This is a genomic window from Candidatus Eisenbacteria bacterium, from assembly GCA_035712145.1.
Classification (GTDB): Bacteria; Eisenbacteria; RBG-16-71-46; order RBG-16-71-46; family RBG-16-71-46; genus DASTBI01.
The window spans coordinates 58,632-84,108 of the sequence record DASTBI010000096.1 but is presented as its reverse complement, the minus strand read 5'-3'; the positions used below and the strand labels follow the sequence as shown (position 1 = coordinate 84,108).

The window sequence follows — 25,477 nt, the reverse complement described above, 5'->3', positions numbered from 1 at the left end:
ATCGCATTGATGACGTCCTGGAGGTGGATCGGCGGGCATGCGGCGACAAGCGACTGCTGGGTACCCTGTGCTGTCGCCGATCGCTCTGCACCGACAGATGATGCTTCTTTGACGGGACCGGAAACGAGCGCGCCCGTGTTCGGCTCCGCTAGGGCCCCAGGACCTTGAGGCGTGGTCAGCTGCCATGAGAAATTGATGATGGGAGGATGCATCACACAGCTTACTGCCACGGAATGGGGCTTGAAATCGATACCGGAATCGCGAGCACGAATGACGTATGTACCTGAGCATGGAAATGTGTACGTGTACGTGCCGCCAGGCTGCGGCTGATTGCATGTTCCCCCTTCAGGGCCACACGTTCCGAAGTATCCCCAAAAGCCACCCCATGACTGACTCGTACTGCCAATGTTGGTGTCGTTAATGTATACCTCGTAGTTATGGCCCGGGCATGCGTCATTGGGATCGATAGTTATCTCAATAGTTCGAGGCTGGGTGATCACTAGTTGATAACACCAATTGTAGTAGCCGTGCTCACCTGCGATGAAGAGAGAGGAAAAGGACGCGCTATACGTCAGCGCGTTGGTGTCGATCAGGAGGGGCGATGACGTCGATCGGCACTCGCGGTAGTCCTGCCAGGAGGCGCTGGCGGTGGTTTGAGCCTCGGTCGGACGCGTGCCAACCATTGCCGAGAGGGCACAGACGAGGATCAACGCGGCCCGGAACCCATTAGGATCGCTGGGGGCAGTAGAAGCCAAAGCACGCACCCTTTTGAAATTGTTCTATATCGCAGCGCTCTGAGATGCGGATCAAGGGCTCAACAACCCGAACGAATGCGGATTCTCGACCGTCTGCTAATGCCTCGTCAAGGAGTTGGTCGGAGTCGAACCAAGTCTGTGGCAACTCAACGACAGTGCGCCCACCGATAGAGGGCGCGGGCAGGCCAACTCTGCGACGAGTCGTCTCGATCGTGCGTTACCTCGCGATCTGGCGACGGGACGCGAGAAGACGCCACTGAACTACCGCAGCCAGCCCGAAGACCGGTAACCAGCAAAAGACGATGAATGCCGCCAATTCACCAGCGTAGAGGAACTTCATCCATGAGTTGCCGGAGCATCGATGCCCTGGCGTGTAATCCATTACTCGCTCCCTGGGAACTGTGACCCGATCGCCGGTTTGTAACTCCTGGCTCTCCCTGGGGAGAGCCAGGAATTACATCCGGCTGGAGCCTACGAGCACCCCATCGAGTTGCCGCAGTTGAGACACTTGTAACAGGTGCCGTTGCGCATCGTGATGTGGCCGCACTGGTCGCAGGCGGGCGCGTCGCCGGGGAACTTGTCGAGCATCTGGTCCTGGCCTCCACCCAGCATGGTCTCGCCAGGTCCCAGCGTGCTGGCCGTCGCCGGCCCGGGAAGGTGCGCCGTCTTCGTGCCCCCGTTGTCCTTGCGGTGCTCGCGTCCCACGGGATGTCCGGTGGCGTGCTTGTTGTTTGGCTCCTGGCCCCGCATGTCCTCGGTCACGATGTGGGCGAGATCGTTGCGCCCCAGGTACTCGACGCCGAGGGCCCGGAAGACGTAGTCGATGACCGAGGTGGCGGCGCGCAGGTTCTCGTGGCCCTCCACCCGGCCGGCCGGCTCGAAGCGGGTGAACACGAACTGGTCCACCAGGTGCTCGAGCGGCACGCCATACTGGAGGCCCATCGACACCGAGATCGCGAAGCAGTTCATCATGCTGCGGAAGGCGGCGCCTTCCTTGTGCATGTCGATGAAGATCTCGCCCAGCGTGCCGTCTTCGTACTCGCCGGTGCGGAGGAACACCTTGTGGCCTGCGATCCGCGCCTCCTGCGTGAAGCCATGGCGGCGCTTGGGCAGACGACGCCGGCGCAGCTTGGGCGGCGAGGTGGGCGACGTGGACTCGGTCTCGGCGGCCTTGCCGGTGACCAGCGGCTGGGACAGCTTGCTGCCGTCGCGATAGAGCGCCACCGCCTTGAGGCCCAGCTTCCAGGACTCGAAGTAGGTCTGCTCGACGTCCTGGACGGTGGCGTCCTGCGGCAGGTTCACGGTCTTGCTGATGGCGCCCGAGATGAAAGGCTGCACCGCGCCCATCATCCGCACGTGACCCATCGAGGCGATGTAGCGCGTGCCCTTGGGACCGCAGCGATTGGCGCAGTCGAACACCGGCAGGTGCTCGGCCTTGAGACCCGGCGCTCCCTCGACCGTCAGCGTGCCGCAGATCGCCTCGTTGGCCTCCTCGATCTGCTGCTCGGTGAAGCCGAGGAAGGGCAGCGCGTTGAACAGCGGCTTCTCGCGCTCGGCCTTGGCGATGCCGAGTCGCTCGAGCGTCTCGTCGGAGAGCAGGCCGCGCACGAACGCGAAGCGCACGTCGAGCATGGCCGGCAGCGCGCGCTCGATGCGGTCGATCTCGACCGGCAGCAGGCCCCGCTGCATGAGCGTGGCGCGGTTGACGTGGACCGAGCCCTCGAAACTGCCGGTGCCGATGGCATGGCGCACGATCTTCTGGATCGCCGCGTCGTCGTAGCCGAGGCGCTTGAGCGCCGCGGGCACCGACTGGTTCACGATCTTGAAGTATCCGCCGCCCGCCAGTTTCTTGAACTTGACCAGCGCGAAATCAGGCTCGACCCCGGTGGTGTCGCAGTCCATAAGCAGCCCGATGGTGCCGGTGGGCGCCAGAACCGTGGCCTGCGAGTTGCGATAGCCGTGCAGCATGCCGGCCGCGACCGCGCGGTCCCAGCACTCGATGGCCGCCGCGCGCATCTCGCGCGGCGCGAGCGTGGCGTCGATGCCGCGCGCCGCGTCGCGGTGGAGCCGCATGACGTCCATCATGCTCTCGCGGTTCTGCTCGTAGTCTTCGAACGCTCCGGCGCTGGAGGCGATCTCGGCCGACATGGCGTAGGCCTCGCCGGTCATCATCGCGGTGATGCAGGCGCCGTAGCTGCGGGCCGCGTCGCTGTCGTAGGGGAAGCCCTGCATCATCAGCAGCGTGCCGAGATTGGCGTAGCCGAGCCCCAGCGGCCGGAAACGGTACGAGTTCTCCGCGATCTTCTCGGTCGGATAAGAGGCAAAGCCGACCAGGATCTCCTGAGCCAGGAAGAAGACGCGGTTGGCGTGGCGGTACCCCTCGATGTCGAACGTTCCGTCTTCCTTGAGGAACTTCATGAGGTTGATGGACGCCAGGTTGCACGCCGTGTCGTCGAGGAACACGAACTCGCTGCAAGGATTGGTGGCGTTGATCCGTCCCGTGGCCTTGCAGGTGTGCCATCGCTGGATGGTGTCGTCGTACTGGACGCCAGGATCGGCGCACTGCCACGCGGCCTGGCCGATCTCGCGCCACAGCTCGCGGGCCCGAAGCGTCTCGTGCACCTCGCCCGTGGTGCGCAGCGTGGTCTTCCACGGGCCGTCGTTGATCACCGCGTCCATGAAGCGATCCGAGACGCGTACCGAGTTGTTGGAGTTCTGCCCCGACACCGTGGCGTAGGCGTCGCCGTTGAAGTCGGAGGAGAATCCGGCGGCGACCAGGGCGGCCACCTTCTTCTCCTCGCGCACCTTCCAGCGGACGAAGTCGAGGATCTCCGGATGATCGAGGTCGAGCACGACCATCTTGGCCGCGCGGCGCGTGGTGCCCCCCGACTTGGTGGCGCCGGCGCCCCTGTCGAGCACCTCGAGGAAGCTCATGAGCCCGGACGACGTGCCGCCGCCCGACAGCTTCTCCATGCGTCCCCGCAGCTTCGAGAAGTTGGTGCCGGTGCCGGAGCCGTACTTGAACACCCGGGCTTCGTTGCGGGCGAGCTCGAAGATCGACATGAGGTCGTCGCCGATCGACTGAATGAAGCACGCCGACACCTGAGGCCTCGAGTAGGAGTCGGCCGTGGTCTTGACGGTGCGCGTGTCGGGGTCGAAGAAATAGTTCCCGCCCGAGCCGCTGATGCCGTACTCGTGGTGGAGCCCGCAGTTGAACCACACCGGCGAATTGAAGGCGCCGATCTGGTGGACCAGCATGTAGGCCAGCTCGGCCTCGAACGCCTCCGCGTCTTCGGAGCCCACGAAGTACACGCGCTGCGCTTCGCCCCATGCGCGAATGGTGTGGGCGAGGCGGTGCACCACCTGGCGCACGCTGACTTCGTGTCCGGTCTGGGGCACGCCCGCCTTGCGGAAGTACTTGCTCACCACGATGTCGGTGGCGAGCTGTGACCACTCCTCGGGCACCTCGACGTCGTCCATCTGGAACACCACGGAGCCGTCGGGATTCGTGATCACCGTGCGCCGCTTGTCCCACCGGACCTCGTCGAGAGGATTCACTCCGGGCCTGGTGTAGCGACGGGGCACGCGGAGGCCTGCCTTGGTGGGCGCGGCTCCACTGCTGGAGCTGGAAGAGGCCATGGCCTTGTCGAGCATTTGAGTCATTGCGGACCTCCCTGTCGAGTGCTGCCTTCCATGTTCTCGCGATGCCGTGCCCCCCGAGGGGGATTGAGGAGGCTCGGCCTCGCCCGCACCGACTCTGGCTGAAGACCTGTCGTCTGCGTGATTGGAAGGTGATTCGCCGAGCGCGCGAGAGAAGTGATCCCGTCGCAAACGGTGCCGAGCTTTATACCACCGATGCGCGTTGCCGCATCAAGACCGAAATTCCTCACGCGAAATGCGGCTGCGGTCCACGCACCGCGATTCCGTCCAGCAAACATCGCATCGCGAGGCCGAGTCGTCGATCCTTGGCTCGCCACGTCTTCCTGCGCGCTCCGGACATTTCGGCGCATGGCGCAAGAGACGCCGGACCGGCGAGCTCGAGCGAAAACGCTGGTGACGTTCTTCGATGGGACACCCATGAGATCTCTCCTGCTTGCCGCGCCTTGGCGACGTTCCGGGCGCTCGCGAGGGCGAGCGAGGCGGGCCTTCCGTGGGTTCGTTTCGACGCGCCCATCATAAGAAAGAGGAAGCTAGGGCACAAGGGTGCAGTCGATGATCCAAGCAAAATAATTGCAATGGGTTAAGTGGGCCTGCGGTCAGGCCTTGCGGCCCTGCCAGGGACCCTGGATGGCGAAGGTGACACCCGGGTCCTGGATGTTCAGGAACAGCGTGCGCCCGTCGGCCGAGAAGCAGGCGCCGGCGAATTCGCTGCGATTGTAGGCGTTCCGCGCGAAGTGATAGCAGGTGCCGCGCGGCGTGATGCCGACCACGAAGTTCTCGCCGGTGCCGTCCTCGCACGCCAGCAGATCGCCGTTTGGCGCGACCGCGAGATTGTCGGGACCGTCGAGGAGATTGCGATCGTTGGGCTCGAGCACGAGCGACAGGCGGTTGCCGCCGAGGTCGAGCTTCCACACCTGACCCGCGCCGGCGCTGCCCCCGTTGGTGGCGCAGAAGTAGAGATGCCGTCCCATGCGGGTGATGCCTTCGCAGCGCGAGAACTGCGCGGCGCCGAGCGCCGTGCCCTGCGCGCGCGTGGAGCCCGAGGCGGTGCGCCCCACCCGCTTCGTCGGATCGCGCTCGCGGTCGTTGGGATCTCGCTCCATGTCGACCTTGGGCTCCGGATCGGGAATGGCGACCCAGTCGATGCGCATCCACTTTCCGGGAGTGAACCGCGGCGGACCGTCCTCGTGGTTCTGCGTCCGTGCTTTGGGATGGTCCGGGAGCCGCAGCGCCTCGAGCACGCCGCCTTCGTGGAGATCGAAGGTGGTCAGCTCGCCCGGTTTCTTGCGCCGCGACGTGATCAGGTGCGGCCGATAGCGGTAGAAGAGGCCGTCGGTGCGGTCCTCGGTGAGGTACACGAATCCCGTCACCGGGTCGACCACCAGCGCCTCGTGATAGAAGCGGCCCATGCCGCGAATGGGCCTCGGCGGCACCAGGTCCTCGGCGCGCGAATCGACTTCGAAGATGTACCCGTGAGCCTCGGCCACGTCGGGGCGCTGATGGTGCACGTGGGGATCCACAGGGCCCGGCGTGTAGACGCACTCCTCCGCCGTGAGCCACGAGCCCCACGGCGTGGCGCCTCCGGCGCAATTCCGGAAGGTGCCGGCGAGGCTCGCGAAGCTCCGCACCAGCTCGCCGTTCGCGTTCACCCACAGGGTCGTCGTGCCGCCCGTGCCGAGGCGGTCCCAGCGCGGCGTGCGGCCAGGCGCCACGGCGGGGATCTGGCCGGGATCCATCTCGTGATTGCGCACGAGCACCATCATTCCGTCGCGGCCGGTAAAGACCGCCATGCCGTCATGGAGCGCCGGAACCGGCTCGCGGTTCGAGAGCGTCTGACTGAACTGCATGTCCGAAGTGGTGCCGAGGCGCGCGCTCGAGAAGGAGCGGTAACGGAAGCCTTCGGGCAGATCGAGCAATCCCGAAGGATCGGCGACGAGCCGGCCGAAGCCCGAAGACTGGATGCTCTTCCCCGAGGCCATCCGGGCGCAGAGCGCCTCGAGACCGGTCGGCGCCATGGCGGCGGCGGTGGCCAGCGAGATACGGCGCAGGAAATCGCGACGAGTCGTCATGCCCGACTCCGGTCAGGGATTGGCGACCGACGGAAAGTAATCGTAGAAGTAGGGATCATTGAGTTTCGGAAGGTTCAGGAGCCGCCTGGCGCCGATGTCGTAGACGCGGATGTCGCGCCCGCCAAAGGAGTCCGTGGTGTACACCAGGTAACGGCCGTCGGGCGAGAGCGAAGGGAGATAGTCGGCGAGCGCCGTGTTGGCGCCCGGAAGCGACACCAGGCTCTGCGTTTGCCGGTCGTAGAGGAACACATCGAGCACGCCGCCATTCTGCCCCACGCGGCCCGACTGAAACGCGAGGTAGCGACCGTCTCCGCTCAGGGACGGGGCGAGATCGCTGGCCGGCGAATTGATCCCGGGCAGCGGGATCAGGCTGTCTCCCGGCACCGAGTAGAGGAAGAGATCGAAGCCGCCGCCGCCGCCGCCGGATCGAACGGACGCGAAAGCCATGAGCTTGCCGTCGGCGCTCAGCGATGGATCGAAGCTGAGGACTCCGGGCTGGTTCAGGCTGGGCAGCGGGAGCAGCGAGTCCCCGACCAGGTCCTCCATCCCGATGAACAGATCGGATCCGCCGACCTGGTACTGGAACGCGAGATAGCGGCCATCACGGGTGAGCGCGGGGTTGTTGACCTGCTGGAGCGTGGTGGCCCAGTGAGGCAGCGTGATGGCGCCGGTCTGGATGTCGTAGAGGAGCATGACGGCGAGCGAGCCCGTGGGCTGGCGGTTGGTCCAGAAGGCCAGATGGCGGCCATCGCCCGAGATCGCGCACGGCCCCTCGACGCTGGCGGTATTCAGGTTGGGTGGTGAAAACGCGGGGCCTCCGGTCGACGCGTCGTAGAGGTAGATGTCGCTCGCGAACGCGGGGCTCGGCGGTCGCTCGCTGAGGAAGGCGATCCGAATCGGTGGCCGGTCGCCGTCGCCCGGCTGGTTGGGATCGGAATTCGAGGCACAGCCTGGCGCGAAGATGACTGCGATGACGATTCCGAGCGCGCGGCCGAAGCTTCGGATCACGCGCGGCCTATTGCCATGCGATCCATGGCTGGGCGTCGGTGGTGGGCGATGAACCTGAAGAAGTGACGTTCCCCGAGCTGCGGGTGAGCAGGTAGATGTCCATGCTTCCCTGGGTCCCGGTGCGGTTCGACTCGAAGACGATGCGGTCCGTGTTGTAGTTGACGCTCGGGTGTCGCTCGGTCATGGCCGTGTTGGCGGCGGCGGGCAGCGTGAGGAAGCTGCGCAGCTGGAGATCGTAGAGGTAGAGATCGTAGTCCCCCGGGCTCGAGCGGTCCGAGGCGAACACGAGGTAGCGGCCGTCCGGCGTGATCGATGGATCCACGTCGCTCCCCGCCGATGCCAGATCCGGAAGGTCGATCAGGCTGTCGTTCACCGCGTCGTAGACGAGCACGTCATCGTCGGCCTGGAACCGCGAAAAGACGATCAGGGTCGCGTTCTGGTTGATGACGGGGCTCGAGTCCAGGTAGCTGCCGCTCCCTTCGATGCCGGGCAGCGGCACCAGACGGTCGGTGACCCCGTCGTAGAGGCGAATTTCACGCCGCGAGAGCGTGTCGCGCACGAACGCCAGCTTGTTGCCGTCGCCGCTGAATGCCGGGTCGCGCTCGATGCCGGTGGTATTGAGGTTGGGCGGGTTCACGAGTGATGCCTGGCATCGGTCGTAGACCAGGATGTCGTGGTCCGAGACCGTCAGCACGCGCTCGAAGGCGATGAACCGCACGTTGCGGCTCAGCGTGGGGTTCAGCTCCTGCTGCGAGGTGCTGTTGATGCCGGGCAGCAGATGGAACCCCAGGCCGTCGTGGTCGAAGAGGTAGAGGTCACCCTGATCGGGGGCCGGCATCCGCGCGTAGGCCACGAGAAAACGGCCGGTGCAGTCCGGTGGTGCCTCGAAGGTCTCTTCCCCGCAGCCGGTGACCAGAGCCAAGACGCTGACGCACAGCAGGATCGAACGCTTCAAGTGAGGCAACGCCCTCCACGGCCGTATTCCTGGGCTGCCGACTCTAGCAGAGCGGGGACGGGAGGCCCTATCATTCGTCCCGCACATGACCCCTGGGATCAAGTCACCACCAGGCGCCGCCCATCTCCGTATCCTGACCTGCGCCGCGGCCCTGGCCGCCTTGCTCGCTCCGGTCCCGGGCCGAGCCTTGACCCTGCGTAACTTCGAGCTCAAGGCGCACTTCGACAACTACCCTCCGGCCAACCCGTCTCCCGGGAACTGGAACTACTCGTCGTGCTGGTCCTACATACACCACGACGGCAGGGAATACGCCGTGATCGGCACCGGTACGGGAACCGCTTTCTACAACGTGACCGACCCAGCGGCCGCTTACCAGGTGGGCTTCATCCCCGGTCCGGCCTCGAAATGGCGGGAGATGAAGCAGTACCGGAGCTGGATGTACGTGGTCACCGAGGGCTTCGGGGCCGGCGAGGGCATCCAGATCATCCGCATGACCGATCCCGAGCATCCGGTGCTCGCGTCGACGTATGCGACCGGCTTCGCCCGGTCCCACACCGTGTCGGTGGATACCACGCGCGCGATCCTGGTCTGCAACGGCACCCGCTACAACGCCGGGCTGGGCGCCTATCCCTCTTCGGGCATGCGGATCCTCTCGCTCGCCAGTCCCGAAGCGCCCGCGCCGCTCGCGACCTGGCCCAGCACACCGATCGGTCCGAGCAACGACGATTCGGTGTACGTGCACGACAGCGTGCCGATCGGCAACCGCCTCTACGCCTCGTCGATCTACTACGGGATCCACCGCATCTTCGACTTCACGAATCCCGGAGCACCCGTCCAGATCGCGGCCTGGCACTATCCCGGCGGCTTCACCCACAACTCCTGGCCCGACAAGACCGGCAACTGGCTCTACATCACCGACGAGAAGAACGGCGAGCCGCTCAAGATCTTCGACATCTCCAACCTCTCGGCCCCGGTTCTCTTCAACCGCTACACCTCCAATCCCGCGGCCATCGTCCACAACGTCCACGTGAAGGACGACGAGATCTACGTGTCGAACTACACCGAGGGGATCCGCGTGCTCGACGCCAGCGATCCCGGTCATCCGGCGGAGTTCGGCTTCGCGGATTCCTACGCCGGTCCCTCGGGCAACTACGACGGCGTATGGGCGGTGTGCCCGTACTTTCCTTCCGGCACCGTGATCGCGAGCGACATGCAGACCGGACTCTGGGTGTATCGCCCGCGCCGCGACTACGGCCTGCTGCGGGTCAAAGTGGTGGACTCGAGCAACGGGCAGCCGATCGCGGGCGCAACGCTCTATCGCGGCGCCGCGCAGGAGTCGCTCACCACCACCGCCTTTGGAGTCGCGGTGTTCGCGCTCGACCCGGGCTCGCACACCATCACCGCCAAGCGCTTCGGGTACGCGAACGCGCAGATCACGCGCAACGCCGTCATCGCCGTGCGCGAGACCGTGACCGTGACGCTGGCGCCGCTCGCCAGGGCCGACTTCACCGGCATGGTGCAGGGGGGACAAGGCCCGCTGGAGGAGGCGGGGATCTCGCTCGACGACACGAACCTGCACACGCACACCGATGCCAGCGGGCACTTCGAGCTGAGCGACGTCCCGGTCGGCCCGTATGGCGTCAACGTCACCGCTCCCGGGTACATCCCGCTCCGCTTCGTGCGCACGATCGGCCCGGGACCGACGGATCTGTCATTCACGCTGCCGCCCGTCGCGCTCTGGAATCCGATCGAATCGTCGGCCGGCTGGACGGTGGGAGCGCCGGGAGACGACGCGAACGACAACATCTCGGGGCAATGGCAGTGGGTCGATCCGCTCGGCACCCAGGTCGCGGATCAGGGGCCCGTGTCGATGACGTCGCCTCCCGTGACCGGCGCGTTCACGCGTCCCGGGGTCCCGCTGGCGCACGAGGGACATCGCGAGGCGGAGGGCCTGTATCCCGGCCCGGTGCAGCCGGAGAACGATCGCACGCCCAATGGCACGCGCTGCTTCGTGACCGGCCAGGGCACGCTGTCCACCGACATCGAAGGTCACGATCTCGACGGCCTCACGACGCTGACCAGCCCGGCGTTGGACGCGACCGGCATGGCCATGCCCACGATCGGCTTCTGGTTCTGGTTCTTCACCAACACCAACGATGCCGGCGACTACCTCGACGTGCTGATGAGCGGCAACAACGGCGGCAGCTGGACGCTGGCGAAGCGCATCACCGGCATGCACGCCCACTGGCAGGAAGGCGCGGTCCGCATCGCCGATCACGTGGCGCCCACCGCGCAGGTCAAGGTGCGCTTCGTGGCCTCCGAGAAGAGCGCGTATTCGGTCGTGGAAGCGGCCATCGACGATCTCACGCTCTACGACGCGACCCAGCAGGCGCTCGGCGCTGCGCCATTCCCCGGTGAGCTTCCGGCTCGGCTGGGGCTCCGCTCGCCGTGGCCAAACCCCGCTTCCGGCCGGGTGAGCTTCGTGCTCGAGATGTCGAACGCGGGGCACGCGGTGGTCGACGTGCTCGACCTGCAGGGGCGGCACGTGGCCCGCGTCTTCGAAGGCCGGGCCGAGGCCGGCACGCGCGTGCTCACCTGGGAAGGCCGCTCGAGCGAAGGTCGCGACGCGAGCCCGGGGATCTACTTCGTGCGGGCCGTGAGCGGCGGCGAGAGCAGAAGCTCGAGGGTGGTGAAGATCCGCTAGACCGTCTTCGGCCCGACCTCGCGTCGCTGCGATCGCAGCGAGAGGACTCTCCAGGCCCACCATCCGCAGGCGGCGATCAGCAGCACCGCGCTCGCGGCCCATGCCCTGGCCACGTGCGCCGTGGCGAAATCGGCGATGACGCGAAGCGCCAGCGCGATGAGGAACAGACTCAGCCACCGCACATCGAGCACGCGGCGCTCGAGCTCGAGCGCGTGTCCTCCGTGCGAGACGATGACGCGTGTCCCGATCCCGATCGTGAGCAGCGCGAAGCCTCCCATGTAGGTGAAGTGGAGCAGGGCGACGGCGTGCAGCGGATCGAGCGTCGCGCCCAGGAGCCCCAGCGGCAGGAACCACCCCGCGCCCCAAAGCACGAATCCGGCGGCATCCCGTCGCGGCAGCCGGTAGAGCTTCCACACCCAGGTCACCATCACGGTGACTGCCGTGGCCCGCATGGCCATGCCGAGGGTCGGCCGATGGGCGCTCTCCAGGACGAAGGCCAGCGCGAGCACCGCCATCATCACCGCGTACAACGCACGGCGCCCGGCGCGCTCGTGGGCCTTCGCCACACCGGGAATCACCAGTGGATCGCGCATTCCCGCAAAGGTGGGGACGAGGAGGCTTCCCACGCCCACCACCAGAGACAGGACCATGCCGAGCGAGAGCAGGCGCTCCGGCAAGCGCGCCGGCAGCGAAAACACGACGCCCAGCGACTCGGCGAGCCGCAGCGCGCCGCCCAGGAGCCCGAGCGCCAGTCCGAACGCGACGAAGGCGAACTCTTCCGGCGGCTTCTGCGGATTCCCGAGGACGCGCCGGCCACCGGCGAAGAGTGGCAGCGTGAGAGCGAAGAGGAAGAACTCTTGCGCCGCGGTCTCGTCGGCGAAGAAGGCGGCGACGCCGAAGCCCACCATCGAGAACACGCCCCATGCCAGCTCGAGCGGATGGCAGCGGGGCCCGTGCGTGAAGGCCGGCATCGCGGTGAGGAGGAAGCCGAGGATGAAGCTGGTCTCGAAGCCCTGGATCATCAGGCTCCGGTGCAGCGCGCCCGGATAAGGCAAGAGCCCGAAGACGTGCGCGGGCCATGCGCCGAGGCCGATCAGAGCGAACACGACTCCGATCGGAAAGAGGACCTGGTACGGCTGAGGCGCTCTACCCATCCCTTCTTCGGAACACCTGAGCCGCGATCACGAGCGGGATCACGCTCTCGAGCGTGAGCACCAGCAGCCCGAGCGCAATGCCGCCCGTGCTGCCGAAGCTCTTCATGAGAACCGCCGAGGTCGGCCCGAACAGGGCTCCCGATCCGATCGCCAGCATGGTGAGCACCCGGGCCAGGTCGACGGGATTGAGCAGCAGAGCCGGAAACAGCACGCTCTGGAGCGGCACGCCCTGGAGCAGCGTCGTGGCCCCGAGCACGACGAGGTCGTACGCCACCACCATGAGGAGCCATAGCAACAGTGCGGCGGACATGGCCTTGAGCCGGTCCGGCCAGAGCACGGCGATGAAGAGCGCCGTGGAAACCGTCAGCCAGCCGAGCGCCATGGACAGGCCGGTGAGCACGAGGAATCCGAGCGATTGCTCGGATCCGGCGTAGAAGGCGACCACGAGACCGCCGGCGCCGAATCCCACCGCCTGCGCCACCGTGAGCGCGGCCGCGAGACCGAGGAACTTGCCGAGCAGCACCTCGGTCCGGCTCACCGGCTGCGCGAGCAGCAGCGACAGCGCGCCGTGAGCACTCGAGGTGCTGGTGACGCCGAGCACGAGACCGGTGAGCGGGACGATGAAGAGCACCAGGTTCATCAGGCTCAGCGTGACCCGCGCGAAGCCCTGGAAGCCGACTTCGCGGCTCTGCGCCAGGCCGAAGAAGGAGAGCCCGAGCACGAGGCCCGCGAGCACGGCCGTGAAGCCGAACAGCCAGCGGCTCTCGAGCGCCTGCCGGAACTCGTCGCCTGCGATCACCCGCACGCGGCGCATGTCGACGCCACGCATTACCGGTGTCCTTCCACCAGGTGAGACCCCGAAACCGTCAACTGGCCGGCGAGCTTGCCGTCCACGAGCCAGGCGAAGCCTTCGCCCGGCCGGTCGGCGACGAACGTGGTGTCCCAGCGCGCACCCGGCGCGATCGCGCGGGGCGCGAGCCGGTCCTCGTAGCCGGCGAGCGAGAGCGTCGCCGTCTCGTCGTCGCGGTTCTCGACCGCGAGCCGCACCCGGTGCTCCTTGGGCACCGCCGCGCGGCTCGGCACCATGGCGCCGTGCTCGATCGCCAGCTCGAGCGCCGCCTCGGGAACCGCCAGCGCCACGGGCGCGGCCGGACGGCTCCGCGGCCTCCTGGCCACGATCGCCAGCGCCACCGCGATCGCCAGGCTGATGGCGAACAGCGTGAGATAGCGCTTCATGGCGCCGGTTCCCGCTTCACATCGGGGAGTCGCGACACCCGGCCGCCCGTCTCCGAGGCGACTCGATCGGCGGCCGCGCGGGAGCGGAAAGCGGCGAGGCCGCCGCCCATCGGTGAGGGAAAGTCACCCTTCACCACCCACAAGGACTCGGCCGGGGCGAGCGTCTGCGTGTCGTAGTCGGCGAGCCAGATCGGGCCCGGCTTCTTGTCGTCGAGCAGGCACTCGATCGAGTCGTACTGGGACCAGCCGCCGGCTTGTCTCTCGCAGGCGAAGCGAAGATCGCCGATCGACATGCCGCAAGCGGCGCATTCGGCGCCGACCGCGATCGGCTTGGGCCCGCGAGCGGCGCACGAAGCCAGCGCCGCGAGCATGAGCGCGTTCCATGCGACACGCGCCACGTCACGCATCGGCCCTCTCCTTGCGCACCACCGAGAGGAAGACCTCCTCGAGCGTGGGGAGGGACATCGCTCCGTCGTTGCGGGCGTGGCCTTCGAGGGCGCGCCGCGCCGCGGCTTCCTGGCGCGTGCGCAGCTCGTCCATCCGCTCGAGCGCGGCCTCACGGCCTTCCACCAGGATCAGCACGCGGTCGGCGACGCGCTCCACTTCGGACAGCAGGTGGGAGCACAGGAGGATCGTCTTGCCCTCGGCTCTCAGCTGCTCGACCAGCGATCGAAACTCCCAGGTCGCTTCCGGATCGAGGCTGGCCGTGGGCTCGTCGAGAACGAGCAGGGAAGGATCGGCCAGCAGCGCCTGGCCGAGCGAGAGCCGCTGCGTGTATCCACCGGAGAGCTCGGTCGCCCGGCGCGACGCGAATTCGGAAAGGCCCACCCGCTCGAGAGCTCGGTCCACCGCGCGCGCATCGAGTCCGCGCAGACGGGCGAAGAACCGCAGCACCTCGGTCACCGTGCGGCCGCGGGGGAACTCGACCTTCTGCGGCACGTAACCGAGCGCGGCGCGAGCCTCGGGGTGGTTGGGCGGAAGACGCCGGGCGCCGATGGTGATCGTCCCCTGGTCGGGAAGCGAGAGACCGAGGAGCAGGCGGAGCGTCGTGGTCTTCCCGGCGCCATTGGGTCCGACGAGCGCGAACGTCTCCCCCGCGTTCACGTCGAATGACAGATGGTCGACCGCGACCACCGCGCCGTAGCGCTTGACCAGACCCGCGGCGTGGATCACGGGACCTCCCGGCGCCGGGTGAAGCCGGCGAGCCCCATCCCGAGCAACAGAGAGAAGGCCAAGGCCGCGGTCCAGCTGCGGCGGGCGCCGCGGCGCTCTCCGGCTTCGGATGGGCTCGCCACCGTGGGGCGCACGCTGGGAAAACGGTCCACCGCCTCGCTCGGCTGGAGCGACGGAAACACCCGCTCGGCGACCGACAAGGCGACGACCGCGGGGCTGCGAGCCAGGATCGAAAGATCAGGATATTGCTTGGACACGAACGCGAATGCGCTCACCGGCGAGTGAGGCGCATCGCTGACGCCGTCGGCGTCGAGATCGTACGGAGCGCTCCCGCTCCAGTAGTTGCCTCGCCGCCCGTCGTCGAACCGGTTGTCGGTGCGCCGCATGTCGAGCGCCAGCGGATAGTCGTTGTCGATGAAGTCGTTGCCGGCGAATTCGTTGCCGGCGCACGACGCGAACAGGATCACGCCCCAGCCGTTGTCCGAGAGCCGGTTGCCGGTCACATGATTGCGATTCGAGTTGTCCATGAAGATCGCGACCGTGTTGTCGACGAGATGGTTGGCCTCGAAGCGGCCGCCGTTGCAGTCGCGTAGCAGCAGGCCGTACGTGCGAGGCCCCCGGTTCCGGACCATGCGATTGCGCTCCACGTGAAGACCGTTGGAGAACATGATGGCGATGCCGGCGACATTGCGAGTGAAATCGTTGTCGACGAGCCGTGTGTTGTGGCAGTACATCGTGTGGAGCCCGTACCGCCCGTGGTCGCTCAGCCGATTGTTCTCGACCTGCGCGCGATCCACGAACGACAGGTAGATGCCGTCGAGGAACCGGGACAGCTCGTTGCCGCGAAGCACGGCGTCGCGGCAGTACCAGAGGTGGAGCCCGTTGCCGTCGCCGCGCTCCTCACGCGGGGGCACGCGGCCCGCGAGCCGGCAATCCTCGATCGAGATCTGGTCCGAGCGCTCGGCCGAGATGCCGTAGAGCACTTGGGTGAGGATCAAGCGGCGGAGCCGGACCCCGGACGCTCCGAGCACGCGCACGCCGCTGTCCACCGTGATGACACGGTTGCCGCTGCCTCGAATCTCGAGATCCTCGATCGTCGCGCCCGAGGCCTCGACCGTGAGCACCGAGCCCTCGCTTCCGCCATCCAGCACCGCTCCGGGCTCGCCGCGGAGCGTGAGCGGGACCTGGATGCGGATGCGCTCGCGATGGACGCCTTTGGGCACGACCAGGGTGTCTCCCGGGCGCGCCTGCTGGAGCGCGACCGCGATCGAGCCTTCCGGCGGCAAGAGCACGCGCGCTTGCGCGGCGCCGGCCGCGAGGAGCGGCGTCAACCCAAGGGCCAGCAGCACCCGACGTGCCGCGCTCATGACTTCGCCCGCCTCAGGCAGCCACCGTGGAGCGGCCCGCGGCTAGGCGCTTCCGGCGCCCGAGCACGTCCAGCAGCGCGACCAACGGACCCATCAGCCAGGCGATCCCGAGCAGGATCCCTCCCAGATCGGGCAGGCTCCAAACGCGGAAGTTCGCCATCTTCTTGTAGCCGATCAGCGGCGGCGTGAAGGTATCGAGCTTGATGGCGGCCCGGGGATCCAGGTCGTGTCCGTAGTGATAGAGCCAGTTGGCGTAGTCCTTGAACATCACGACCGCGAAGAGCGTGAACGCCGCCCATCCGATCAGCGCGACGTCACGGCGGTTCGCGATCGCCGCCATCAGCGCCATGACCCCGAACAACGTGAGCGCCAGCGGCATGTAGCCGAACTCCTTGAAGTCGTTCGCGGTGATCGCGTGCATTCCGACGTAGTGGTTCAGGATGTTGATCTTGTCGAGATCGCCCTTGATCGTGTTCGCGAAGATGACGAGGCGGAGCCCCTCAGGATACTGAGGGGCCCACAGCCTCATCGTCCAGATCGGCAGCACCGGGATGAAGAACACCGGGATCAGCACCACGGCCACGATGAAGATCAGCCGCCGGTGCCCGGCCTGGAAAGGCTCACTCCAGAAGTTGTTCATTGCCGTCCGTTATCGCTGGAGGAGCGCCGCGATCTCGCTCACCTGGCGCGGATCCGGTCGCTGGACCGCCGCCACCTTCGCGCCGCGCGGCTGGACCTCGATCAGGCCCTGCATCTCCTGATGCAGCGCGCTGCAGAAGTTCGAGCAGTAGAACGGCGTGATCCCCACCTGCTCGGCCTTCCAGTGCATGGTCTTGGTCTCACCCGGCTCGATCTGCATGTTGCCGTTGGACCACAGCACCGCGAACCCGTGGGCGATATCGTCGTCCTGCTCCAGGTTGGTGACGTGGAAGTAGACGTCGTCCCCCTGGTTGACCTTGACCTTGTCGGGCGTGAAGTGCGTCCGCACCGCCAGAGCGTAGACGTCGACCCGGTTCCCCTTGCGCACGATCCGAGCTTCCTCGGCGGTCTTGATGGCGTCCTTGTTCTTGTTCTCGGCGATCGGGTAGACGGTGATGGGCTTGAGCTTCTCGGCGCGGATCATCTGCGCGTAGTGGGGCTCGAGATAGGTCGGGAAGTCGTACAGGAGCTCCATCTTCGGACCGCGGATGTCGATGAGCTGGGCCGCCTCGGGATGAGTGGGTCCGACCGAGAGGTAGCGGCTCTTCGAGAGCTTGTCGAGCGCGATGACGTATTCACCGGTCGGGTTCTTGGTGTCGCCTTCCGACGCCATGAGGTGCCCGATCGAGTAGTAGACGTCGATCTTGTCGTCGACGTTCCACGGCGGGCCGACCTTCCACTTGGCGATCTGGGAGTCGAGGAACAGCGAAGTGTAGGCGAAGCCCTTGTCGTCGAACTGCGTGTGCAGCGGGCCCAGGCCCACCGGGACCTTGGCCTCGAGCACGTCCTCGTACTTGAGCACCGGGATGCCGCCGCGGTCGCCGTCGAACTTCTCGGCCTGGATGGCGGCCTGGAACTTCGCGAAGCTGAAGACGCTGACCTCGGCCTGCAGCTTGCCGCTCGCGCAGATGTACTCCCCGGTCGGGTTCACGTCCACGCCGTGCGGGCTCTTCGGCACCGGGATCAGATAGATGATGCCCCTCACTTCTTGCGGATGCAGCACCGGGGCGCCGCCGATCGTCTTGGCCTTGCCCTCGTCGACCGCCTTCTGCGCGGCGCGCCAGTCGACGGCCGCGATGAAGTCCATCTCGTTCTGCGACGCCTTCACCTCCAGCGAATCGAAGGCCAGCTCGCTGTTGTAGCAGGTGAAGAACTCCCAGCCGTGGCTCGGACCCTTGCCTGCGTCCGCCAGGTCCCAGTCGAAAGGCGGGGTCAGGATCTCGAAGCCGAGCGACATGGTGCCGTCGTCAGGCGCCACCTTGATGCCGGCGATGATGCCGTTGAAGTCCTTGCCGTAGTCCTCGATGCGCGTGGCGCGATTCGGAACCGGCACGGAGAATCGCGACGCCGCGAACACGTATTCGGTGTTCGGCGTGGGGAAGGGACAGGCGTGCGCCGCCGACAGGTTGGGGATCGGACCGAAGATCTGGCGGGTCTTGAAGTCCTTGAGATCGATGCGCGCGATCCGTGCCCCGACCATGTCGTTGATGAACAGCCAGCGCCCATCGTAGTTGCCGTCGGTCTCCGAGAGGCCGGGATGGTGCGCGTCGCCCCAGGTGCGTCCGCCCAGCATGGCCTTGCTGTCCTCGTCGTAGCCATAGCCCACCGCGGGCTCGGGCGTGAAGACGGGAATGGTCGTGATGTGCCGCGACGAAGGGAAGCCGTAGACGTAGATGTTCCCGTGATGCCCGCCGGAGAGGAACGCGTAGTACGCGTCGTGCTCACCCGGCTTCACGTAGACCTTCTCGGCGGCGGAGCCCTTGCGCGCGGATCCGGAGCCGGCGCAGCCGAGCGACAGGGCGACCGCGGCCAGCACGAGTGCGGTCACAGTTGTGACGATCCAGCGTTTCATGACGTACGCCTCCTTTACGCGGTCAGTCCTCGTCCGCTTCCTGGTCCTGGTGCTTGAAGTACTCGATGACAGCCTTGGCTTCTTCGGGCGTGAGCCCCTGGTTCGGCATCTGGAGCGCGAACTCTCCGAACATGGCGCGCGAGATCGGGTCCTCCTTCACCATCACGTCGGGGTGAAGGATCTGGTTTTCCATCCATCGCGCGGTGCGGCGCATCGACACGCCGGCGAGATCGGGTCCGGCGCTGCGCTTGCCGAAGGCGTGGCAGGCGGAGCAGCCCTTCTCCTGGAAGAGCTTCTCTCCCCGCTCGGCGAGCTCTTCGTTCGCAGCCGATTCACCGGCGCGGGGCCCCTGGTCGAACTTCGACGCCGAGGCTGAAGCCCCGGAGCCGCCGGTCGAGGCGCGGGCCTCATCCTTCCCCTCGTCGGCGGACTTCGATCCACCACAACCCATCGCGGCTGCGAGGGCCGCGAGGAGCAGACCTCGAACCAGGACGTTCATGACCCGTGCTTGCCTTTCTCACGCCCGGCCTCGGCGAGGCGGGCGCGTGCGGGGAGGAAGGACTTCAGCCTGCGGTGGAGACCCCGAAGCTCCCCGGGCCGGAGCACTCGCTCCGAGACATCGAAGACGACCACTTCCTCCTTGCGGATGTGCGCGCGCAGGAGGTCCACGAGATCGCGTGCCTGGATGCCGATCTGCACGTCGCGCTCAGGGCTTCGTGGGCGCCCGAGCGTGACGCGCAGGGCGGCCAGCATCTCGCGCAGGTCGGTGTGCTCGTCGTTCAACGGGCGTAGCGAAGATTCCGTCGCCGGCAGTGTGCGCGCGAGCACGGGATAGAAGACCGATTCCTCGGCGGCCATGTGCGTGTCGAACTGCCGGCCGAGACCGTCGAGGTGGCGTCGCAGCCGCGTCTCGTCGACGGGGCGGCCGCGCCCGGTCGCTTCCTCGATCGCGGTCAGTCGAGTGAGCACTCGGAGGTGATCGCGGCGGAACCGATCGAACGGGCTCTGAGCTCTGGACCGTGCGCTCTCCATACGCCGGGAAGATCGTCGCGACGGCGCTTTCCCGGTATGACCGGCGTCATATCCGCGGCCGATTCCCGCCAAGTCGCAAGCTTCATGGGACTTGCGCGCCCGCGGACAGCCCGCCATCCTGACCGCGAGACCCACCCGTGAGGTGCGACGTTGGCTCGATCCGAAATCCGGGAAGAGCGGCTGAGCGTGGCGCTCCGCTCGACTCCGATGTTTCGCGGCCTGTCACCCGCCGAGTTGGCGCGGCTGAAAGCCATCGCGTCGCTGCGCGACTACGCCCGCGGCGAGACGATCTGGAGCGCGGGGGACTCGGCCGATGCTTTCACCCTCATCGTGAAGGGGCGGGTGAAGATCGTGCGCCACGGCGCCGGCGGCGACGTGATCCTCGAGATCTTCGATGTGGGTGAGCCGGTCGGAGCGATCGCGGTGTACGACGGCATCCCCTATCCCGCGAGCGCGATTGCGATCGAAGCCGTGACGTTGATCCGCATCCCGCGCACCGAATACTTCCATCTGCTCGACAAGCATCCGGAGTTCGCGCGCGCCGTCATGCGCGAGCTCACGCGTCTTTCGATCGCGCTCACGCGCAAGCTCGGCGACATGCGCGGCCAGAGAGTCGAGATGCGGATCGCGCGCCTTTTCCTGACGCTGGCTGCGCGGATGGGTCGCCCGGCCGGCGAAGGGGTGGAGATCCCGATCCAGCTCACTCGCCAGGAAGTGGCGGAGCTGGTCTCGACCACGGTCGAGTCCGCGATCCGGACGCTGTCTCGCTGGGGCCGGGAAGAGCTCGTGATCACCCGCGAGTCGAGCTTCACGATCCCGTCGCTGGCGCGTCTGAAAGCCGTGGCCGAGGGAGGCGAGACGGGGTCCGCCGAGCCCTGAGCTAGACCTTGGCCGTCACCACCAGGGCCTGGCTCGTCGAGCGATAGGGCAGGTCGCCGCCTTCGCGGATCAGCTCGCGCTCGATCGCAGAGATGACCTCGTCGTCGCTGAGACCGCACTCCTGGATCGTGAGGATCACGGGGTTCCCCCGCACGAGACCGGTGGCGAACTCGCGCGCCGACGGACTGGACGTCCGCATCGGAACCCGCTCGATCGCGCTGGAGCGGAAGCCGGCGTCGCGCAACAGGGAGCGGATGGCCGGCTCGTCGCAGAAGCTGAACGGCTTGTCGTAGAAGGGTGGCTGGCCCGCGGGCAGCAACGTGGTGATGGTGTCGTACGCGATCCGGCCGAAAGGGTTCACGGCATGACTGTCCCAGACGTTGAAGACGTAGCGGCCGCTCGAGCGCAGCACGCGCCGCGCCTCGCGCATTCCGGCGAGCTTGTCGGGAAAGAACATCACGCCGAACTGGCAGACGACCGAGTCGAAGCGGTTGTCCTCGAACGGCAGCGCCGTTCCATCGGCGACCTTCCACGTCACTCCCGGGCCGGGATTGCGCCGCCGGGCCTCCTCCACCATCTCCTCATGGAGATCGGTGGCCGTCAGCGCGGTCTCGCGCGGCAGGACCTGGCGCAGCCGCTGGGTCACGACGCCGGTCCCGCACGCGATCTCGAGCACCTCGCCTCCGCTCACCCGGGTAAGACGCTCGGCGAGATCGACGGCGTAGGGGTCGAAGATCACCGGCACCAGATAGCGGTCGTAGTGCGCGGGAACGCCGCCCACGAACTGGGGCCAGGTGGAGCTCATGCTCTCAGGTCTTCTTTCGTTTGACCTTCCACGTGCCCGTGATCGGATCGCCGCCGCTGCGAGCCACGGTGTAGGTGCCTTCGATGGTATCGCCCGACAGCTTGCCTTCGAACACGGTATCCGCCCGGCACTGGCAATCGGGATCGATGTACGGGCTGAGCACGCCGTTCACCTTGCCGTGGTCGGCGCGCACGAAGCGGATCGCCAGCGACTGAGGCAGCGGCTGGCGCACGGTCGTCTCCTCGGCGGAGGGCAGAGCGCGCGGGAACATCAGCACGTCCCCCGTGGCGGAATCGGCGCCGGCGGCGAGCTTGAACACGACGGTGCCTTGCCGGCCTCCGCCGTCGGCGTGGTACTCACCGCTCCATTCTCCCGCCAGGGACTGGATGTCCACCGGGGTCCCGGAGACGGAGACGGGGCGAGGCGCGGAGGAGCAGGAGAGCGCGCCGAGAGCGAACGGGATCAGCCACCACGATATTTTCATCGCAGTCTCCACAGTGCGTCCTACGAGGAGCGTGGAGAGCAGCATACCGCAACCGCGGCGCGTGCAGCGGCCCGACCATCGGATACCTTGCAATCCTGGCGGGCCGAGGAGCAACCTCGATGCCCATGACCGCGATGACGCTCAGCCCGCGAGCCGCCGAGAGACTGTCCGGGATCGCCCGGGTGATGTGGGTCATCCTCGGTCTCAACGTGGTGGTGGCGATCGCCAAGCTCGCCTACGGCTACCGCTCGGGCGCCATCGCCATCACCGCCGACGGGATCCACTCGCTGCTCGACGCCGCGTCCAACGTCATCGGACTGATCGGCATCTCGGTGGCGCGACGTCCCGCCGACTCCAACCATCCGTACGGCCACCGCAAGTACGAGACTTTCGCCGCGCTGGCGGTGTCCGTGATGCTGTTCTTCGGCTGCTTCGAGATCGTCACCGCGGCGATCGAGCGGCTGCGTCATCCTCGTCTTCCCAGCATCGACGCGATCGGCTACGCGGTGCTCGGCCTGACGCTGGTGATCAACGCGCTGGTCGTGATCTACGAGCGCCGCGAGGCGCGGCGTCTGCAGAGCGAGCTGTTGGCGTCGGACGCGGCCCACACCGGCAGCGACGTGTTCGCCACGCTGCTGGTGCTCGTGAGCTTCGTGGCCATCCGATTCCAGGTCCATTTCGCCGACGTGGTCGCGGCCGGATTGATCGTGGTGTTGATCGTGAGGGCGGGAGTGCGCATTCTGAAGGACACGCTGTCCACGCTCTCGGACGAGCGCCGTCTCGATCCGCGGGAGGTCGAATCGGTGGCGATCCAGGAGCCGGGGGTGCGCGAAGTGCACAACGTGCGTTCGAGAGGACCCGCGGACGACATCCATCTCGATCTGCACATCCTGCTGGACCCGGAAACGCCGCTGGCCGCGGCCCACGAGCGCGGCCACCGGGTGGAGAAGCGGCTGCGCGATCGCTGGCCCGGCGTCACCGACGTGGTGGTCCACGTCGAACCGGCGCTCGAGAGCGAGCGCGCGCACGAGCGCGTGGGCGGGGGATTGAGGGCCGAAGGATGAAGAAACTGACCGGGATCATGACGCTGTCCCTGTGGCTCGCCGCGGCGACCGCATTCGCGCAGAGCCCAACGGAGCCCGATACGGTGATGTCGGGCGCGCCGGGGACGATCTCGCAGCAGGCCCCTCCGGGCGCTCCGGGAGGCCCGAGCCGCGGTCCTTACAGGATGCCGCCGCTCATGGAAGGCCTCCTCCACGATCTGCACAACAAGGTGATCCACTTTCCCATCGTGCTCACGCTGGTGGCCGCGGTCATGGTGATCGTGGCGCGCAGGAAGCCCCAGTTCGAGCCGGTGGCGTTCTGGCTGGTGACGCTGGCCGCGCTCTCGGTCATCCCGGCCTACTTCACCGGGAAGGCGGCGGAGGAGCATTTCGAAGGCAAGCCGAAGGAGTGGCTGGTCGAGCTCCACGAGAAGCAGGGCATCACCATCGCCGGACTTCAGGTGCTGTGGGTTCTTTCTCTCCTCAAGGCCGGCACCCGGCGATTCGCGTGGGTGATCGGCGTGATCCTGGCGGTGATGGTGTCGATCGCCGGCTATTTCGGAGGCCTCGTCGCGCATGGGCACTAGGGAACGCGCCGCACGGCGATCGCGCCATCGCGCCACGCGGGCGAGCGCGCTCATCCTGGCGCCCGCGGTGCTCGTGCTCGGGCTGGCGCTGGCGAGCCGCCTCCAGGCGTTTCCCGACCACGCCCGCAAGACTCAGCGCGCATGCGTGACCTGCCACACCCACCCGGCGGGCGGCGCCGAGCTGACCGAAGGCGGCAAGACCTTCCTGTCGAAGAAGAAGGTCCCCGCCGAGTCCGAGGCGCGGCGGGCGGAGTACGTGGGCAGCGCGCGATGCCAGTCGTGTCACCTGCGCGAGCACCAGTCGTGGTCCGCCACCGCTCACGCGAGCGCGCTCGCCCGCCTCGCGGCCGCCGACACCGGCGCGGTCGCCGCCATGGCGGCGAAGCTCAAGGTGAAGCTCAAGGCGCCGCCCGCGAAGACCGATGCCTGCGTGGTCTGCCACGTCACCGGCATGGGACTCCCCGGTGGCTATCCCGGCGCCGACAGCGCGGCGAACGCGAGCCTCGCGGCGGTCGGCTGCGAGAGCTGTCACGGTCCAGGGAGCCTCCACGTGAGCGCGCCCTTCTCGATGAAGAAGACCGTCATCCAGCGCGCGCCCTCGGCGAAGCTCTGCACCCAGTGCCACACCGCCATCATCAGCCCCGGCTTCGACTACGCTGCGCTGCGCATGAAGGGCGCCCACCCCAACCGGGAAGACTGATCTGAGCGATCACGGCGTCGACCTGCTGCCGGTATTGGCGGCATTGGTCGTGATCCTGGTGAGCGCCAAGCTCGGCGGAGCTTTGTTCACCCGCTTCGGGCAGTCGGCGGTCCTCGGCGAGCTGCTCGCCGGCGTCGTGATCGGAAATCTCGGACTGCTCGGCTTCCACGGCTTCGAGCGTCTTCGCGATCTGCCCGCGATCGAGATCCTGGCTCAGATCGGCGTGCTCTTCCTGCTGTTCGCGGTCGGACTCGAGAGCAACATCCGCAGGATGGCCGCCGTGGGCATGTCTGCGTCCCTGGTCGCGGTTCTCGGCGTCATCGCCCCGATGGTGCTCGGCTACGGCGTCACCCGCGCCTTCTTTCCCGAGCAGGACCTGCTCGCCGACTGGTTCGTGGGCGCCACCCTGTGCGCCACCAGCGTCGGCATCACGGCGCGCGTCCTCGCCGACCTCCGCCAGACCGACAGCCGCGAAGGCCGGATCATCCTCGGCGCCGCGGTGATCGACGACGTCCTGGGACTGCTCGTGCTCGCGGTCGTCGCGGGCATCATCGAGGCCGTGAACCGGGGGGTGGCGTTCGCTCCCACCACCGTGCTCGTGATCCTCGGCAAGGCCACCGCCTTCCTGGCCGGCGCTCTGGTGATCGGACAGTGGCTCTCGCCACGCGTCTTCCGATTCGCCGCGAAGCTGAGGGGCGAGGGGCTGCTGCTCACGGTCGCGCTGATCATCTGCTTCGGGTTCTCCTATCTCGCCGCGCTGGCGGGCCTGGCGCCGATCGTGGGCGCCTTCGCGGCCGGGCTGGTCGTGGACAGATCACACTACGAACGTCTGCTTCAGCAGGACCCGGAACGCCGCGGACTGGAGGTCTTGCTGCCTCCGCTCTCGAACTTCCTGGTCCCGGTGTTCTTCGTGCTCATGGGCATGCGCGTGGACCTGAGCGTCTTCGCCCGCGCCGAGATCCTCGGATTCTCGGCCGTGCTGACGTTCGTGGCGATCCTCGGCAAGCAAGCCTGCTCCCTCGGGGTGCTCGAGAAGGGATCCGATCGACTGGCGGTCGGCCTCGGGATGATTCCACGCGGCGAAGTGGGGCTCATCTTCGCGAGCATCGGCGCCACGCTGACCATCGCGGGGGAGCGAGTCATCAACGAGGCGATCTACTCGGCGGTCGTCGTGATGGTCGCCCTCACGACTCTCATGACTCCGCCGCTGCTGACCTGGCGTCTGAGCCGCGGCAAGCCGCCGCTTCCCCAGCCGCCCAGCTCCGGCGCTTGAAAGCGCCGGAGTGCCCTGTATCCTCGGTGCACGCGCACCATC

Annotated in this window: 23 protein-coding genes; 6 read left to right on the top strand and 17 right to left on the bottom strand. The window is 67.2% G+C overall.

The window, feature by feature from the left end:
- The 5 genes from VFQ05_06160 to VFQ05_06140 all read right to left on the bottom strand — a co-directional run.
- Window positions 1–212, bottom strand: a 212-nt coding sequence (locus VFQ05_06160) for a hypothetical protein (protein HET9326335.1), incomplete at its 3' end; no start/stop codon positions are given.
- Between the two features lie 1,014 nt (window positions 213–1,226).
- On the bottom strand, window positions 1,227–4,418 hold the full coding sequence (locus VFQ05_06155; GenBank protein ID HET9326334.1) for a vitamin B12-dependent ribonucleotide reductase: 3,192 nt from the start codon (window positions 4,416–4,418) through the stop codon (window positions 1,227–1,229).
- A gap of 593 nt (window positions 4,419–5,011) precedes the next feature.
- Window positions 5,012–6,484: an alkaline phosphatase PhoX gene (locus tag VFQ05_06150; protein HET9326333.1), complete on the bottom strand. Its 1,473-nt coding sequence runs from the start codon at window positions 6,482–6,484 to the stop codon at window positions 5,012–5,014.
- A 12-nt stretch (window positions 6,485–6,496) separates the two neighbouring features.
- Window positions 6,497–7,492, bottom strand: coding sequence for a hypothetical protein (locus VFQ05_06145; GenBank protein ID HET9326332.1), 996 nt, complete (start codon window positions 7,490–7,492; stop codon window positions 6,497–6,499).
- Between the two features lie 7 nt (window positions 7,493–7,499).
- Window positions 7,500–8,447: a hypothetical protein gene (locus tag VFQ05_06140; GenBank protein HET9326331.1), complete on the bottom strand. Its 948-nt coding sequence runs from the start codon at window positions 8,445–8,447 to the stop codon at window positions 7,500–7,502.
- A gap of 85 nt (window positions 8,448–8,532) precedes the next feature.
- On the opposite strand from VFQ05_06140, the gene VFQ05_06135 reads away from it, so the two are divergent.
- Entirely contained in the window at window positions 8,533–11,151 is a 2,619-nt protein-coding gene (locus VFQ05_06135) for a choice-of-anchor B family protein (protein ID HET9326330.1), read from the top strand.
- Here the strand turns inward: VFQ05_06135 and VFQ05_06130 are convergent.
- Genes VFQ05_06130 through VFQ05_06085 form a run of 10 tightly spaced genes read right to left on the bottom strand, consistent with a single transcriptional unit; the run spans window position 11,148 to window position 19,664 of the window.
- Window positions 11,148–12,305, bottom strand: coding sequence for an NnrS family protein (locus tag VFQ05_06130; GenBank protein ID HET9326329.1), 1,158 nt, complete (start codon window positions 12,303–12,305; stop codon window positions 11,148–11,150). The two genes, VFQ05_06135 and VFQ05_06130, sit on opposite strands and share 4 nt — an antisense overlap.
- On the bottom strand, window positions 12,298–13,134 hold the full coding sequence (locus VFQ05_06125; protein ID HET9326328.1) for an ABC transporter permease subunit: 837 nt from the start codon (window positions 13,132–13,134) through the stop codon (window positions 12,298–12,300). Before VFQ05_06125 ends, VFQ05_06130 begins: the two co-directional genes overlap by 8 nt.
- Window positions 13,134–13,541 carry a hypothetical protein gene (locus VFQ05_06120; protein ID HET9326327.1) on the bottom strand — a complete coding sequence of 136 codons (408 nt, stop codon included), beginning with the start codon at window positions 13,539–13,541 and terminating at the stop codon, window positions 13,134–13,136. Before VFQ05_06120 ends, VFQ05_06125 begins: the two co-directional genes overlap by 1 nt.
- Window positions 13,538–13,948 (bottom strand): nitrous oxide reductase accessory protein NosL, encoded by a 411-nt coding sequence (locus VFQ05_06115; GenBank protein ID HET9326326.1) that lies wholly within the window; start codon window positions 13,946–13,948, stop codon window positions 13,538–13,540. Before VFQ05_06115 ends, VFQ05_06120 begins: the two co-directional genes overlap by 4 nt.
- Window positions 13,941–14,714: an ABC transporter ATP-binding protein gene (locus VFQ05_06110; GenBank protein ID HET9326325.1), complete on the bottom strand. Its 774-nt coding sequence runs from the start codon at window positions 14,712–14,714 to the stop codon at window positions 13,941–13,943. Before VFQ05_06110 ends, VFQ05_06115 begins: the two co-directional genes overlap by 8 nt.
- The gene (gene nosD, locus VFQ05_06105) at window positions 14,711–16,081 is read right to left on the bottom strand and encodes a nitrous oxide reductase family maturation protein NosD (GenBank protein ID HET9326324.1); all 1,371 of its coding nucleotides are present in this window, start codon (window positions 16,079–16,081) and stop codon (window positions 14,711–14,713) included. Before nosD ends, VFQ05_06110 begins: the two co-directional genes overlap by 4 nt.
- A 13-nt stretch (window positions 16,082–16,094) precedes the next feature.
- The gene (locus VFQ05_06100; protein ID HET9326323.1) at window positions 16,095–16,721 is read right to left on the bottom strand and encodes a hypothetical protein; all 627 of its coding nucleotides are present in this window, start codon (window positions 16,719–16,721) and stop codon (window positions 16,095–16,097) included.
- Between the two features lie 9 nt (window positions 16,722–16,730).
- A complete protein-coding gene (nosZ, locus tag VFQ05_06095; GenBank protein ID HET9326322.1) occupies window positions 16,731–18,632 on the bottom strand; it encodes a Sec-dependent nitrous-oxide reductase in 1,902 nt (633 codons plus the stop codon).
- A gap of 22 nt (window positions 18,633–18,654) precedes the next feature.
- A complete protein-coding gene (locus VFQ05_06090) occupies window positions 18,655–19,131 on the bottom strand; it encodes a cytochrome c (GenBank protein ID HET9326321.1) in 477 nt (158 codons plus the stop codon).
- Entirely contained in the window at window positions 19,128–19,664 is a 537-nt protein-coding gene (locus VFQ05_06085; protein HET9326320.1) for a hemerythrin domain-containing protein, read from the bottom strand. The genes VFQ05_06090 and VFQ05_06085 overlap by 4 nt, the downstream gene beginning before the upstream one ends.
- A 150-nt stretch (window positions 19,665–19,814) precedes the next feature.
- Between VFQ05_06085 and VFQ05_06080 the strand changes: the two genes are divergently transcribed.
- On the top strand, window positions 19,815–20,543 hold the full coding sequence (locus VFQ05_06080; protein ID HET9326319.1) for a Crp/Fnr family transcriptional regulator: 729 nt from the start codon (window positions 19,815–19,817) through the stop codon (window positions 20,541–20,543).
- A gap of 1 nt (window position 20,544) precedes the next feature.
- Here VFQ05_06080 and VFQ05_06075 read toward each other — a convergent pair whose 3' ends face one another.
- Both VFQ05_06075 and VFQ05_06070 read right to left on the bottom strand, forming a co-directional pair.
- Window positions 20,545–21,348: a class I SAM-dependent methyltransferase gene (locus VFQ05_06075; GenBank protein HET9326318.1), complete on the bottom strand. Its 804-nt coding sequence runs from the start codon at window positions 21,346–21,348 to the stop codon at window positions 20,545–20,547.
- Between the two features lie 4 nt (window positions 21,349–21,352).
- Window positions 21,353–21,832, bottom strand: coding sequence for a hypothetical protein (locus VFQ05_06070; protein HET9326317.1), 480 nt, complete (start codon window positions 21,830–21,832; stop codon window positions 21,353–21,355).
- 119 nt (window positions 21,833–21,951) lie between these two features.
- On the opposite strand from VFQ05_06070, the gene VFQ05_06065 reads away from it, so the two are divergent.
- From VFQ05_06065 to VFQ05_06050, 4 genes are read left to right on the top strand one after another with little or no spacing between them, the layout of a single operon-like run.
- Window positions 21,952–22,896, top strand: a complete 945-nt coding sequence (locus VFQ05_06065; GenBank protein ID HET9326316.1) for a cation diffusion facilitator family transporter — start codon at window positions 21,952–21,954, stop codon at window positions 22,894–22,896.
- A complete protein-coding gene (locus VFQ05_06060) occupies window positions 22,893–23,462 on the top strand; it encodes a DUF2231 domain-containing protein (protein HET9326315.1) in 570 nt (189 codons plus the stop codon). The genes VFQ05_06065 and VFQ05_06060 overlap by 4 nt, the downstream gene beginning before the upstream one ends.
- Window positions 23,452–24,162: a multiheme c-type cytochrome gene (locus tag VFQ05_06055; protein HET9326314.1), complete on the top strand. Its 711-nt coding sequence runs from the start codon at window positions 23,452–23,454 to the stop codon at window positions 24,160–24,162. Before VFQ05_06060 ends, VFQ05_06055 begins: the two co-directional genes overlap by 11 nt.
- A 49-nt stretch (window positions 24,163–24,211) precedes the next feature.
- Window positions 24,212–25,435: a cation:proton antiporter gene (locus tag VFQ05_06050; GenBank protein HET9326313.1), complete on the top strand. Its 1,224-nt coding sequence runs from the start codon at window positions 24,212–24,214 to the stop codon at window positions 25,433–25,435.
- The last annotated feature ends 42 nt before the right edge of the window (window positions 25,436–25,477 follow it).

Coding starts and splice junctions, on each gene's coding strand:
- VFQ05_06155 (HET9326334.1), bottom strand. CDS start 4,418: ATGACTCAAATGCTCGACAAGGCCATGGCCTCTTCCAGCTCCAGCAGT.
- VFQ05_06150 (HET9326333.1), bottom strand. CDS start 6,484: ATGACGACTCGTCGCGATTTCCTGCGCCGTATCTCGCTGGCCACCGCC.
- VFQ05_06135 (HET9326330.1), top strand. CDS start 8,533: ATGACCCCTGGGATCAAGTCACCACCAGGCGCCGCCCATCTCCGTATC.
- VFQ05_06130 (HET9326329.1), bottom strand. CDS start 12,305: ATGGGTAGAGCGCCTCAGCCGTACCAGGTCCTCTTTCCGATCGGAGTC.
- VFQ05_06125 (HET9326328.1), bottom strand. CDS start 13,134: ATGCGTGGCGTCGACATGCGCCGCGTGCGGGTGATCGCAGGCGACGAG.
- VFQ05_06120 (HET9326327.1), bottom strand. CDS start 13,541: ATGAAGCGCTATCTCACGCTGTTCGCCATCAGCCTGGCGATCGCGGTG.
- VFQ05_06115 (HET9326326.1), bottom strand. CDS start 13,948: ATGCGTGACGTGGCGCGTGTCGCATGGAACGCGCTCATGCTCGCGGCG.
- nosD (HET9326324.1), bottom strand. CDS start 16,081: ATGAGCGCGGCACGTCGGGTGCTGCTGGCCCTTGGGTTGACGCCGCTC.
- VFQ05_06100 (HET9326323.1), bottom strand. CDS start 16,721: ATGAACAACTTCTGGAGTGAGCCTTTCCAGGCCGGGCACCGGCGGCTG.
- nosZ (HET9326322.1), bottom strand. CDS start 18,632: ATGAAACGCTGGATCGTCACAACTGTGACCGCACTCGTGCTGGCCGCG.
- VFQ05_06090 (HET9326321.1), bottom strand. CDS start 19,131: ATGAACGTCCTGGTTCGAGGTCTGCTCCTCGCGGCCCTCGCAGCCGCG.
- VFQ05_06085 (HET9326320.1), bottom strand. CDS start 19,664: ATGGAGAGCGCACGGTCCAGAGCTCAGAGCCCGTTCGATCGGTTCCGC.
- VFQ05_06075 (HET9326318.1), bottom strand. CDS start 21,348: ATGAGCTCCACCTGGCCCCAGTTCGTGGGCGGCGTTCCCGCGCACTAC.
- VFQ05_06070 (HET9326317.1), bottom strand. CDS start 21,832: ATGAAAATATCGTGGTGGCTGATCCCGTTCGCTCTCGGCGCGCTCTCC.
- VFQ05_06065 (HET9326316.1), top strand. CDS start 21,952: ATGCCCATGACCGCGATGACGCTCAGCCCGCGAGCCGCCGAGAGACTG.
- VFQ05_06060 (HET9326315.1), top strand. CDS start 22,893: ATGAAGAAACTGACCGGGATCATGACGCTGTCCCTGTGGCTCGCCGCG.
- VFQ05_06055 (HET9326314.1), top strand. CDS start 23,452: ATGGGCACTAGGGAACGCGCCGCACGGCGATCGCGCCATCGCGCCACG.